Source organism: Lederbergia citrisecunda (assembly GCF_018343695.1).
GTDB classification, from domain to species: Bacteria; Bacillota; Bacilli; order Bacillales; family Bacillaceae_C; genus Lederbergia; species Lederbergia citrisecunda.
In genome coordinates, this window is record NZ_JAGYPJ010000001.1 from 101,853 (window position 1) to 114,071 (window position 12,219).

The following is a 12,219-nucleotide window of genomic DNA, read 5'->3' on the forward strand; positions in this document are numbered from 1 at the left end:
AATGTATGAGTTTAATGAAGGAAACGTAGTTAGAAATGAACAATCAGCAATTAACTATATATGGATTTGTGGTAAAGAAAAAAATAATAGTATTTGCATTATGCTTCCTGGACTTGGCTACACAACCCAGCGACCACTTTTTCACTATGCGACCAATGTGTGTATGAATGAGAATGTCGATATTCTCCATATTAATTATAACTATTTAGGCAATGAAGCCTTTAAAAAACTGGACCACCATGATCAGGATCAATGGATATATGAAGATGTGAAATCTGTGGTTACAGCAGTTCTTAAAGATGCAAAGTATGAAACGTATTTTATTTTAAGCAAATCTATTGGAACCATTCCTATGGCATATGAATGGATCGAGAAGGACTTTATTAGCAAGCAAAATTCATATGGAATATGGCTGACACCTCTTATCAAAGATGAGATTGTGTACAATGCCCTTTCAAAAACAGAGATTCCTTCTCTTTATGTAATTGGAACGGATGACCCTCATTATAATGAAGAGTCTATTGCATCCATTAATGAAAATACCAACGTTACAGGACTTGTCATTCCTAAGGCAAATCATGGATTAGAGGTAAAAGGAGATATTAAAATGACGATTAATATTGTTTATGATGTGATGGAGTCTATTGAGAAAATTATAAAAAAATATAAGGATAAATAATGGGGATGGAATTGCATCCAATAACCGTTATTGAAATAATCGCATCAAGTATTTTAATTGCTTCATTATTTATTGTCGCGATTTTATTGCCCAGAAAGATAAGGAAGCGTGGGTTATATATTGCGGGTTTATTGACTTTCTTGCTTCTTATGTTCTTTATAGCCCGCCCCTATATACACGACTATCAATTTTCAAAAAAGAAGGAGTATTTAAATCAATACCTCATTAAAAAATACCCTAATCAAAATTGGGAAATAACGAGGCGAATGGGGAGGCAATATAATAGAAATTATTTACTTGTGAATTTTGACAATGAAAGTGATTGGACCTATGCTTACCTGGTGAAAAATAAAAAGAGAATTTGCCAAGGTGCATGGATTCCTCCTGAAGGGAAGTTTCCTAAAGAGGGGAAGCATTACGAAGTGAAAGACTGTGAATGAGTGGTTATAAAAATTTAATGGCGTGATGCTCACTCATCGGGAAATTAATGTAAACAATGAATATACAGTTGTGAATGATAAGACGATTCTGTTGAAGTGAAGAAGCAGGATAAGAACAGTTACACATGTAAACCTAAATTTCTATAAAGTATGTTAGGTGGGATAGTATGACCATATATATTGCACTACTTAGAGGGATAAATGTAGGGGGACATAATAAAATAAAAATGGCAGACTTAAGAAGTTCCCTTGAACAACTAGGATTACAAAACATTAAGACATATATCCAAAGTGGAAACATCCTTTTTGAATCGAGCGAACCTGAGGAGACTTTACAAAAGAAAATTCATAATAAAATTGAAGAGGGTTATGGGATAAACAGTAGTGTTATCATTAGGACAGCCGAAGAATTACAGCAAATTGTTAGTCAATGCCCTTTTTCAGATCAAATGATCTCAGAAGCGAGCACTTCATCTAAAGGGGAATGTCTACATGTTGCATTGTTGCCTAAAGCTCCTTCCAAGTTCAATAGTGACAAGTTATTAACTTATACACATGAAAAAGAACTCTGTGTCATAAATGGAAGAGATGTTTATCTTTTATTCTATGACAGCATTCGAAATTCCAAACTCGCTAATAATCTGAAAAAGCTGGAGGTTCCAGCAACTGTCCGCAATTGGAAAACTCTCACTAAGCTTTCTCTTATGGTAGAAGAATTCAACCATAAGAGAAGTGAGAAATAATTATTAACATATATGATATATGGAAAGAACACTAATTTCGCTAAGTACTCCATTTTTAGCTAACTGATATTAGGGCTGTCATTGTGGCGGCTTTTTTTTACTGTGCGAAAGAATAAGGTTACAGAAGCTTTTAAAAAACAGTAAATTCTAAAAATATTTATTTGCTTCAGAAATTACCTAATGTAGTCAAACATATTCAGGAAGAAAGCTAAAATATGGGCGAATATCATGACTTTTAATGCTTTCTATACTAATGCACTCTGGCTTCTTTAGTGGAATGATATAGGTTGTTGGTACTAAATAAATTAAAAATTTTGTATATGATAATGGGGTATTTATGTTAGAATTTTCTTGTTGGAGGTGAAAAATGGTAAAAAAGTATCTTTCTATCTTTTGTCTCGTTATCGCTATCATTGTTTTTTTGTATATGTTTTTTGGTCATAGACTTGGAGCGTCATTATACTTTTGGGACATTATATTGTTTATAGCAGCTCTTATCACATCTTTCTTTATGCCAAAGGGAAAAGCCAAGAATATCACCATCAGCTTATCTTTTATTTGTTTAATCTTGTTTGCGGGCTACACTGTGTGGGTTGTTAATGCACTTAATCACATTGGAACTAAGTAAGAAAATAAACTAAATCTAGAGTAATAATACACTGTAACTTCATAAGAAACGACAGTGTATTTTTGATTTGATATATACTTTATCTGTGTATACACAAATAGCTGGTCTTATTCTAACAAAAGTAATAAGGTCGATGGATTGAGGCCTCCTACTTAACTATCAAACTAAAGGATCCTGATTAAAAAAAAAAAAATTTTATTATTTCTAAAGTTTTGTAGAAGGTGTTTTTTTATTTAATAGAAGGATAAAAAGTTTGGGTGAAATTATATTTAATGATTTAGGGAAGAAACTTAAAAGTAAAAAAATGAAGGGTTTATGATCACCTGGTTCTATAAGTTTGTTAAGTGGTGGGGAGTTCAATTAAAGTGTAAATTATCGGTTCATAAAATTGAAATGAGGTAAATAAGCTTGAACAATTTTAAAGATTCATATATTCATCTACGAGATAATCGTAAATTATCATTTAAGAGTTATGGTGATAAGAATGAGAATAAAGTTATTTTCTTTCACGGATTTGGTTCTTCAGCCAGTGCCATTCATCCTGATACAGAAATATTAGATAAAAACAATATTCACTTTATTGCAGTGAATCGTCCAGGATATGGAGATTCGACTTTAATTGAGAAATATACAATGGAAGATGTAGCTGATGACATAAATGAGTTGCTTGATTGTAAAGGAATTCAAAAAGTTTCAGTTATTGGTTATTCAGCAGGTGGGCTTTTTAGCCAAGTTTTCACAGACAAGTATTCAGAAAAAGTCATTTCTCTTAACCTAGTTAGCAGTGCAATACCTTTAAATAGTAAAGAAACCAAAAAGATACTCCCTTCAAATTGGAAGATGATATCGTATATGAATCGATATTTTCCGTGGATGTCAAAAACATTCTTTCGTAAACTTAGTCAGGATCTAACCAATAATTTAGAAACTACGATACAAAAATCTATTAATCAAATGGTTGAAGAAGATAAAAGAATTGTAAATGATGCAAATTTAAAGCTTGTAATTACTAAAGGTGCAGTAGAGGCGTATCATAATAAGGGGGCAGCTGTGTATAATGATGCTCTTGCATTGTGTAAAAAAATAACACTAAATAAACCATCATCCAATATTAAAGTGAATATTTGGCAAGGTAGGAAGGATAACATATGGACACCTTCGACTTCGATGTATCTTAGAGAAAAGTATACTAATTCTACTAATTCATTTCTCGATGATGAAGGACACTTACTTTATTTATCTCAATGGGAAGAAATCCTCAAGAAATCTTTATGCTAAAGTTCAAAATGATTGCAGAAGGGGAAAGCCTTCTACAATCATTTTTTTCTTTTATTCTCCTTTTGCAATTTCTTTTTTAGTTTGTATTGTTTTGAGATTGTTTTAACGATAAATAAACCTGCAATTAGGGTTAATAAGTTTAGTGAATCACCTAAATTAATTGAAAGACTAATGTTGTTATTAACGCTTATATTGTCCCTGTTTTGAATATTGCCTTGATAATCCTTTTCCATGTTTTTCAATCTTATACCTCCAATTTGTTTATTACATTTTTCACGACTTGTCCTAATTCAATATAAATATATGTATGAATAAATTATCGTATGCAGAACAAGTAATGTGAACCATTCCACTTAAAGTAATTGGTGCGTTGATCCAGAAGGATTAACGTATTTTTTATAGAATTTTTATTAAACTAACGGGCATGGGTAAAATAAGAGAATTTTTAGTAAGTGAATATAAAAAAAGGGGAAAAGGATATGAAAAGTTGGTTAAAATGGAGCTGTTTTTGGGTGTTTTAGTTAGGTTATATTGGAATTCCGATGATTTCGAGACTGCTCGTTTATATCTTCAACAGCGCAGTATGGTCCAATAATAATAAAATGTATTTATTTATAAAGAAAATCAAAAAATACTGAGGAGTAAACTAGATGAAAGGTAGTGATAATCCTTGGTTAAAAAGATTTTTATGATAGTTATTATGATTATTTGTTTCAATCCGTCTTTATCAGTATTTGGAGAGACAAATGAAAATGCAGTGTACGGAATACTGAATATTAAAGTGATGACAACTATTAGTCCATCACAAAAACAAAGTACTCCAATAAACAACGCTAGGATAGTTGTAATAAACTCAGGCGGAGAGATAATATCAACAGAATTAACAAATTCCAACGGGGAAGCAACAATAGCTGTTTCAGTGCCTAAAGATAGTAGGTTTCCTATGAAAAATATGGGAGAGGTTACTGTAATAGCGATTGCAAATGGTTATAACGAGCATATTGACTTTAGTGTTCCAATCAATGAATATAACGACAATACTGGAAGAGTTACAATTTCTCTTTGGCAAATAGATCCTAACAGAAGAAATGAACCCCAATTTCTCCACGGAAGTTTTCATCGCTTAACAGTTTTTGAAATGCTTGATTATTATGCAAATAAATTAGGGTTAAAAAGACAAAATATTAAAGAAAAGTCTATTTCACCAGCTCCTTGGGGACCTAAATTTGCTCTTTTGATGAAGGAAATCGAGATAATATAATTAAAAAATTCAAGCCAGAGAAAAGAATGCTTCTCAAGCTTGAACTTTTTCTTTAGATAACCTAATAGTTTTTTTAATTTATTTGTTAGGATGCATCATCTTAGAAATCTATCCCAATCTCCAATTCTTTAAATACTTTATAAGTAGCGTCGTACATTAATAACTCCAAGGTTTCAGGGTTGCTTATCTTTGGATAGGTTACTTTTATAAATTTCCCATCTTTTTTAAAGGATAATGCCTCAAGCATTATGTCATTTTCACGATCTATAATTTTTGGAAAGATTGGTAATAAATCTTCCATTTCATAGTATACAACAGTCTCGTCTGTATTATTAATAATTTCTGCAACTTTAATCAAAGAGTCTGTTTCTAGTATTGCTCCTTGATTGAAAGGGGAAGTGATCTCATTCCACTTATATCCGTATTCACCAACTTTTTCGCCCTTATAAGTTGCGATAAACGGTACAATTTTATAGGAATAAGTACTTATTCCTCTTGATATTTCTAGAAATTCATTTATTGTTCTATTATCGGTAATTGGATCATATGATGCACCACTATCGTTGCTGTACTGTCTTAAAGGATCTGAAAGATAATTATTTCCATCTGGTCCTAGTGCAACAACCGACATAAAAAGAAAACTATTATCTGGCATGGCTTTATTTAATGTAATTTCAGTTTTTGTGTTTAACACTAACTTAGATGGAGTTAGATACGCATTATTTACGGAAAGGTAATTACCAGAATTGTCCTCTTTAGATGCAAGGCTTGATTTTTTAATATACTCTTTTTCCTTTTGTAAGTTAAAAGTGAAGGACCAATTGCCCTGGACACCATTAATAGAATGTATGCGAACCTCTAGCTCCGGATTTGTTGGGAAATCATTAGAAGTCTCGAAGTGAAAGATGTCACCTTTTTCGCGTATTTCTTTGGTTTTCATCCCACCAAAGCCTGAATTACCATTGGAAATACCATCAACCAGGAGCTCAGTTTCTATTGTCGTGTTATCATGTGTACTGGCAACCTCATCATTAAATTCTACTCGATATGACAATGCCATTTGATGGCTGTCTAAAAATCCCTCTTTTAGAATAACTTTTATCTTCTGGTCTTCTGATTCTAGTGATAAATCCTTAACTCTTCCTTCAATTGCCATTCTTTTTAACCCATCATCGCCTACAGCATAAAAGATACTATCATCATATGAAAAGTATTCAGTAGTTTGTTTGCTAGTAATTCCTTCTGCTAACTCAGGTGATTTTGGATAGTTAGTGGCAAATAATATAGCTACAATTACAAAAACAAAAATAGAAGCAATGCTAACCATTACATGTTGCCTATTAAAGAGCGAATGTTTTTTTTGTTTTCTTACAATAGATATGGCTGTATGGACGGTTTTATTAAGTTTATCAGTTGGTATGGCTACATTGTCTACCATACTCTTAATATCTCGTTGAAGCTTTTCCATATGTATCTCCTCCATTTTCAAGTTTTACCTTAACTAATTGAAGGGTGCGATGTAGTTGGGATTTAATTGTTCCTTCAGGCTTACTAAGTATTTCCGATATTTCTGAAATAGAATAGCCATAATAAAAACGCAATAATAATAAAGTTTTTTGCTGAGGTTTAAGTTGCTCGAATACAAGATTTATGTCCATTGTTATAATCGAATTATTTTCCTCATTTCGTCCGGGGTCAAACCATTCGGGTTCTAGAACAATTACGTCCTTTTTCTTTCTTATATGATCTATAGCAGTGTTTATTAGAATGCGAGTTATCCAAGTTGCGAAGTATTTAATATCCTTTAATCTTTTAAAAGATTGATAACCCTTTATGATTGCTTCTTGTACGATGTCTAATGCGTCTTGCTCATTTCTTACATATGAAAAGGCAACCTTATAAAGTTTTTCCTGTTCTTTTTTGATTAGTGTTTCGAAGGAAACCTCTTCAGAATCTGAATTCTGATAAAATGATTTGAAAATAGACATTGGACCCCTCCCTTTCATTTGGCATTATTTTACTATGAATCCATCCGTATAGACATTGTTGGTTAGCCGTCTCCAAACGTGACTACTTATTAGACAAATTTGGGGTTAGAATCGTTCCATTATTTTTGTTTATTGTCGTAATGGTTTTTATTAAAGTAACATCTGTTTATCTTCAATTAAGAGATCTCGCCTTTATTTTTAAAGGGCGGGTTAATGTACAAGGCATATTCTAGTGTGAAAAGCATAACTCTTTATATAGCTGTTTTAAGCAATATTGCTGCTTTTTATCGAATTACAATATTGATTTTTTCGGTTGAGGAGGATTTTATATGGATGGTATGGCTCGCAGTACTTATTATTATTGGGAATAAATCATTTATAAAGAAAAAATACGGGTTGAACTAATTGGGAGTTATGCTTCAAGATCTGGCTGCTAAAATGCAGCCTTTTTCTTATTTAACTAACGGATAGTTGAACATGCAGGTATTTTTGAAAGGATATCGAAGTAATTAATATACATTATAAGGGGTGTGAGGCAACTTGTTTTATGAAAGCTTCAGTTCAGCTATTTATGCTTTATTATTTTGGTGGGCAATATTTCTCTTATTTCAAAGAATAAATAATCGCTACCCGAAAAGTAATACTTGGAAAAAAGACATTATTTTAACACTTATCCAAAGTATAGTAGTTACTTTAATTTTATCTCCTTTATTGGCTATTTTCCTTAGAAAGTGAATTAAATATCTAATCAAGTCAAAACGAGAAGATGCTAATACTTAATACGATGATTTGCTTAGCAATCCTTCTTTTTTACTACTTTCATAGAAAGTTATTTTAAAGATAAAGTTCAAAAATGAATGGAATTCTCTAAATGTTTATTGTTCTAACCAAGGTTAAATGGTGGTTTTTTTTTGAGAAAGTATATGAATTTATTTTTGCTTTATCATATTTATTTTCATTACTTACTTTATATCTATTGCATTAAAAGGTGATGTTAAAGAAATCAAAAAAGCAGTTTCTTCTTTGAATCAACCATTAACAACAATTGGCTGGTGAAGAATATATTGGTCATATGATGGAATAAGTGAATATGTACAAAGATAAAATACTTTCTGATATGAATGTGAATTAAAAAGCTCTTATACTACCTAAATGGTGATAGAGTTGAAGATTAGAGCTTTCATTGTGGCGGTTTTTACTTACTCCTAACTATTTTTGAATACTACTCGCCCACGTAACCAGCACCTTCCAATGTAGTATCGACAACAAAAGTAAAAGAAGAACTGCCGTTAAAGTCTATCAAAATTGATGATTTTACTCCTATCTTTTAGGAAAATTGTTAGGAGTTTGTCCTTGCTAAAGAAATATAGTTCATCTGATTTCCTGTCTAACAAATCATAACCTCAATTCTCTCTTACTTTCAAAATATAGTTTAACGAGATAGAAATCCATATCTTCAACTTTTTAATTGTATTCAGTTACGTTAATTAAATTTCCATTAATATCGTAAAAATCCATACAATAAGCCCAGCCTTCATCTGTAAAACTAGCAATTTGTATTTTTGCTTCTATTAATTTGTCTCGCAACAAGTGTATATCATTGGTTTTAAAGCATAAGACAGGCATTTGTACAACATTTTTAGTAAAGTGAATGTTTGTACTTTCATTTGTTTTCCATAGGAGAAATAAAGGCCTGTTATCAGCATCATTTTCTTGGTCTAAACAGAGAAAAGCCATTTGGTCATGGTTTGGCCTTCCATGAAGATGAAAACCAAGATGATTAGTGTACCATTCGATAGATTCTTCCACATCTTTAACAGGAATTTGAATATGATCTAATGAATCAATATGTTTTTGCAACAAACTTAACTACCTATATCCGATAAATATACATATGCTTATATTCTATTTACTTTAATAATTCACCTTTAATCGATGATAAATATTAATCAGTATTTACATTATTCATTACTAATATATATCGTCTGTCTCTCCTTTAAATTATTCCAGCCCGAGTGCTTTATTCTTTTGGAGATCCTTAGTACCATTTTGAACGATTCACAATCGGGATATTCTTTTTCTCTGTTCCCCGAAGTTTTCCTTTTCATTTTTAACTTCGTTCGATTAATACTTTTCATCTTTTGTTGCATTTCCATCAATCAATCCAAAATCAGAACATATTCATTTTATATATTGTGATTCTAATGTAGAAGAAAGAATAGTAAAGAAAAAGGCAATTGGTCATCTATACGTTAAAATGGCGAATTTATTCAGTTTTTTTTTAGTGGCTAAAAAACACTAAAATACTTGCCGCAGCTTGTGGAATGCAGTCTATGAATAAGAAGAAAAACAACAGACTTTGTTATTGCAAGGATCAATTTCGTTTAAGAACAATCTTTCATTACCGAACGATTTTAATAAGAAGGTTTAATGGAACAGTATGTAGAATAATTTATCTAGAAATGGAGGGGGATATATGGAAAAGGTAGAACAGGAAATATATCTTAAGAATTTTCTTCAAGTAAGACTTGTATCAGATTTTAATAAATCAAAAATGTATTATCAAAATATCCTAGGATTTAGTGTAGATGGTTGGGGACATGCAGAACGTGGAAATAACCTTGGCTTTATCCTTCAACAAGCTAAGCATCCTGGTGATGTAAGACCCAACGCAAAACCAGACAATATTCAGTGGGAAGGAAAAAATAGTGGATGGGATTCATATTTTTACTCTAATTTTGAGGGTGTTGGGAAGTTGTATGAGGAATTTAAGTCAAAAGGTGCTATTATTGCATACGGACCAAAAATTGAGACTATGGGAAATGGGCAATGGAAAGAATTTGCTGTTAAAGATTTAGATGGCTATGTAATGGTATTTGGTGGTAGTGATTAAATTATTAAACTAACAAGTGCGTTTCTATAAATGGAGACGCATTTTTCTTATTTATGTAACGGTGTAGGTTGAACAAAAAGTAACGGAACTTGGGTACACAAAAGATGTCCCCTTACATAGCATGTAATTAGGAGTTATGCCTCGGGTAAAAGCAGTAAAAAATTTATTATTCGTACTCAAAAGGGGGCGAAATAATCGATTTAGATTGGTTTAGTTCTTTGTTAATTGTGAATATGATAGGGATAAGTACAAATCTTGATAATACGTCTGTAGGAATTGCCTATGGGCTCAAAAATACCCATATTCCTTTCTGGTTTAATATGATTGTTAATTCTATCGGATTCTGTTTTGCCCTAATTGGGGCTTATTCGGGTTCTATGATTTCACAATTTATTTCTCCGAGAGAAGCAGGTATATTATCTTGTTGTGTTTTGTTTGGTATTGGTATATTCATCATTTATAGTGAATATTGTTTTTTGGTTTGTGGTAATAAACTAGAAGTAAAGGTGGGGAAAATTGGTATCCGACAAGCTATTTTCCTTGGATTTGCCCTATCTTTTACAAATATTGCAAGTGGTTTTGGATTAACCGTTATAAACGAATCGATGATCTGGCTAACAATAATCAGTATCACTATTTGGGGGTATATTGCCATTTGGTTTGGAAATGTAGTTGGTAATAGAATAGTTACAAAAATACTAGGTAAATACTCTTCCCTCATAGGTGGGCTTATATTAATCACTCTTGCACTAAAGCAAATTTTATAAATTTTTTTTCTTACCCATATACATGGAAAATGTAATAAAAAATATTATACAAAAACGTTACTCGAATTAGCATTACTTCAGTAGAGCTCACTAGTTCTCAAGAGTCGCAGTTGAAAAAGATAGTAGAATATGCAAATAATTGAGATATTAAGATTAAAGAAGAAATTATGAAGTAATAGGGTGAACAGACTTGAGAACCAATCATGGAATTGCTTCAATTTTTAGTGATTTAGAGGGTAATTTGATTATTATTCCAAATAGTAGATCAAAAAAATATGAAGGTTCGTTATCTCAGGTAGATACAGTATTTAAGTTGAACTCACCTTTCTCTGATAGCGAATTAGAGGGGAAATTAAACAAAGCTCTCGATTTATTTGATGTCTTGACCCCTGATGAAGAAAGTAAAGAGTCAGTTATTGAAAAAGTATTAGGGATAAAGGGGTATTCCAAAGCTACAAAAAGTCTTAAATATGTATCTATTTATTGGAATGAACATGAAGGCTAAACAGTTGAGCTCTATGAAAAATCCAAAAGAGGTTATACTATCATTGAGGAAAAAATATTAGAAGTACCCAAAAATCACCCTCTTGGAAAATTGGCCAATGAGATTAAAAAGGCTATAGAAATATCTAAACTGTAAACTTCAGTTAATAAGAAAAGGACTAACTCCTGCAGAAATCTGCAGGAGTTTAGAAGGCAATAAACCTATCGAAGTATGGATTACTTCATAAAGAAAGCCTTGAGATTAGCAATTAATTAATCAATCTTAACTTTCCTAAACGCTAACTATTACGAAGAAGTCAACAATTTGTTGGCTTTTTCTAATTAACTTAAAGGGTGAGAAGAAGAGTGACATGTAAGTGTGTTTTTAAATCAACCCGTTTTAAGACTGATTAATAAAGGATGATAAAAACTTGGTAAAAAGATAATGGATTGTCTCTTGTTTAATTAAAATAATGATACCTAATCCTATGAAAATAAAAGGTACAATAATGTGACCTTTACTTTGTAGAGTGTAAGCTATTAACGGTTGGTGAGCTAATAAATATCCTAGATAGCACCATACTGCTAATAGAATAATGAAAATAACCACAATCAACATAATATTAAAAAGGCTATTGGTTGCTAAAAATGGAATGTAAACACCGAGATTATCACCACCATTTGCAATTGTGATTGTAGCAGTGTTTATTATCCAAACTAATCTAATAGATGTCACTCCTCTAAATAGGGGCGCTGCGATCAGTGATTTTATGCCAATATAAATAGGAACTAATCCAAGTATCCCTAGCCACTCTTTAGGAATGAGCATAGCCCCACATGCTCCAATTAAACTTAATGTAAGAAGAATAATAAATCCAAGACAATGTCCAGCCACAACATTAAGTTTCTGTTCCGTTGTCTTTGCTTGTGAAAACCAAGTAATCAGCAGGAAGACGTCGTCAATATTCGTTGCAGTAAAAAGCACGATAGTAGAAGCAATAATAGATAACATATTATCCAAACGATTCCTTTCTGTAAAAGGTTGTTATCATTTTCAGG

15 protein-coding genes are annotated in these 12,219 nt (G+C 31.7%); 10 read left to right on the top strand and 5 right to left on the bottom strand.

Annotation, left to right across the window (positions count from 1 at the left end):
- Position 1: 1 nt before the first annotated feature.
- From KHA93_RS00465 to KHA93_RS00485, 5 genes are all read left to right on the top strand, one after another.
- Complete coding sequence (locus KHA93_RS00465) at positions 2-679, top strand: alpha/beta family hydrolase (RefSeq protein ID WP_213108919.1); 678 nt, start codon at positions 2-4, stop codon at positions 677-679.
- Complete coding sequence (locus KHA93_RS00470) at positions 679-1,119, top strand: hypothetical protein (RefSeq protein WP_213108920.1); 441 nt, start codon at positions 679-681, stop codon at positions 1,117-1,119. The genes KHA93_RS00465 and KHA93_RS00470 overlap by 1 nt, the downstream gene beginning before the upstream one ends.
- A 167-nt stretch (positions 1,120-1,286) precedes the next feature.
- Positions 1,287-1,862 carry a DUF1697 domain-containing protein gene (locus KHA93_RS00475; protein ID WP_213108921.1) on the top strand — a complete coding sequence of 192 codons (576 nt, stop codon included), beginning with the start codon at positions 1,287-1,289 and terminating at the stop codon, positions 1,860-1,862.
- A gap of 367 nt (positions 1,863-2,229) precedes the next feature.
- Positions 2,230-2,490, top strand: coding sequence for a hypothetical protein (locus KHA93_RS00480; protein WP_213108922.1), 261 nt, complete (start codon positions 2,230-2,232; stop codon positions 2,488-2,490).
- 408 nt (positions 2,491-2,898) lie between these two features.
- Complete coding sequence (locus KHA93_RS00485) at positions 2,899-3,768, top strand: alpha/beta fold hydrolase (protein ID WP_213108923.1); 870 nt, start codon at positions 2,899-2,901, stop codon at positions 3,766-3,768.
- 38 nt (positions 3,769-3,806) lie between these two features.
- Here KHA93_RS00485 and KHA93_RS00490 read toward each other — a convergent pair whose 3' ends face one another.
- Entirely contained in the window at positions 3,807-4,010 is a 204-nt protein-coding gene (locus KHA93_RS00490; RefSeq protein ID WP_213108924.1) for a hypothetical protein, read from the bottom strand.
- A 428-nt stretch (positions 4,011-4,438) separates the two neighbouring features.
- Between KHA93_RS00490 and KHA93_RS00495 the strand changes: the two genes are divergently transcribed.
- Positions 4,439-5,029 (top strand): carboxypeptidase-like regulatory domain-containing protein, encoded by a 591-nt coding sequence (locus tag KHA93_RS00495; protein WP_213108925.1) that lies wholly within the window; start codon positions 4,439-4,441, stop codon positions 5,027-5,029.
- 100 nt (positions 5,030-5,129) lie between these two features.
- On the opposite strand, the gene KHA93_RS00500 is transcribed toward KHA93_RS00495, so the two are convergent.
- Together KHA93_RS00500 and KHA93_RS00505 are read right to left on the bottom strand one after the other, a co-directional pair.
- Positions 5,130-6,497, bottom strand: coding sequence for a DUF4179 domain-containing protein (locus KHA93_RS00500; RefSeq protein WP_213108926.1), 1,368 nt, complete (start codon positions 6,495-6,497; stop codon positions 5,130-5,132).
- Entirely contained in the window at positions 6,472-7,017 is a 546-nt protein-coding gene (locus KHA93_RS00505) for a sigma-70 family RNA polymerase sigma factor (RefSeq protein ID WP_213108927.1), read from the bottom strand. The genes KHA93_RS00500 and KHA93_RS00505 overlap by 26 nt, the downstream gene beginning before the upstream one ends.
- A 213-nt stretch (positions 7,018-7,230) precedes the next feature.
- On the opposite strand from KHA93_RS00505, the gene KHA93_RS00510 reads away from it, so the two are divergent.
- Positions 7,231-7,422, top strand: a complete 192-nt coding sequence (locus tag KHA93_RS00510; protein ID WP_213108928.1) for a hypothetical protein — start codon at positions 7,231-7,233, stop codon at positions 7,420-7,422.
- A gap of 1,059 nt (positions 7,423-8,481) precedes the next feature.
- Here the strand turns inward: KHA93_RS00510 and KHA93_RS00515 are convergent.
- Positions 8,482-8,880 (bottom strand): VOC family protein, encoded by a 399-nt coding sequence (locus KHA93_RS00515; RefSeq protein ID WP_213108929.1) that lies wholly within the window; start codon positions 8,878-8,880, stop codon positions 8,482-8,484.
- 613 nt (positions 8,881-9,493) lie between these two features.
- Between KHA93_RS00515 and KHA93_RS00520 the strand changes: the two genes are divergently transcribed.
- The 3 genes from KHA93_RS00520 to KHA93_RS00530 all read left to right on the top strand — a co-directional run bounded on the left by KHA93_RS00520 (position 9,494) and on the right by KHA93_RS00530 (position 11,182).
- Positions 9,494-9,910 (top strand): VOC family protein, encoded by a 417-nt coding sequence (locus KHA93_RS00520; protein ID WP_213108930.1) that lies wholly within the window; start codon positions 9,494-9,496, stop codon positions 9,908-9,910.
- Between the two features lie 227 nt (positions 9,911-10,137).
- Positions 10,138-10,677, top strand: coding sequence for a manganese efflux pump MntP (locus tag KHA93_RS00525; RefSeq protein WP_349772334.1), 540 nt, complete (start codon positions 10,138-10,140; stop codon positions 10,675-10,677).
- Between the two features lie 190 nt (positions 10,678-10,867).
- Positions 10,868-11,182: a hypothetical protein gene (locus KHA93_RS00530; RefSeq protein ID WP_213108931.1), complete on the top strand. Its 315-nt coding sequence runs from the start codon at positions 10,868-10,870 to the stop codon at positions 11,180-11,182.
- Positions 11,183-11,560: 378 nt separating this feature from the next.
- Here KHA93_RS00530 and KHA93_RS00535 read toward each other — a convergent pair whose 3' ends face one another.
- The gene (locus KHA93_RS00535) at positions 11,561-12,172 is read right to left on the bottom strand and encodes a cadmium resistance transporter (RefSeq protein WP_213108932.1); all 612 of its coding nucleotides are present in this window, start codon (positions 12,170-12,172) and stop codon (positions 11,561-11,563) included.
- Between the last annotated feature and the right edge of the window lie 47 nt (positions 12,173-12,219).

Coding starts and splice junctions, on each gene's coding strand:
- KHA93_RS00465 (WP_213108919.1), top strand. CDS start 2: ATGTATGAGTTTAATGAAGGAAACGTAGTTAGAAATGAACAATCAGCA.
- KHA93_RS00520 (WP_213108930.1), top strand. CDS start 9,494: ATGGAAAAGGTAGAACAGGAAATATATCTTAAGAATTTTCTTCAAGTA.
- KHA93_RS00500 (WP_213108926.1), bottom strand. CDS start 6,497: ATGGAAAAGCTTCAACGAGATATTAAGAGTATGGTAGACAATGTAGCC.
- KHA93_RS00505 (WP_213108927.1), bottom strand. CDS start 7,017: ATGTCTATTTTCAAATCATTTTATCAGAATTCAGATTCTGAAGAGGTT.
- KHA93_RS00535 (WP_213108932.1), bottom strand. CDS start 12,172: ATGTTATCTATTATTGCTTCTACTATCGTGCTTTTTACTGCAACGAAT.
- KHA93_RS00480 (WP_213108922.1), top strand. CDS start 2,230: ATGGTAAAAAAGTATCTTTCTATCTTTTGTCTCGTTATCGCTATCATT.
- KHA93_RS00470 (WP_213108920.1), top strand. CDS start 679: ATGGGGATGGAATTGCATCCAATAACCGTTATTGAAATAATCGCATCA.
- KHA93_RS00475 (WP_213108921.1), top strand. CDS start 1,287: ATGACCATATATATTGCACTACTTAGAGGGATAAATGTAGGGGGACAT.
- KHA93_RS00510 (WP_213108928.1), top strand. CDS start 7,231: ATGTACAAGGCATATTCTAGTGTGAAAAGCATAACTCTTTATATAGCT.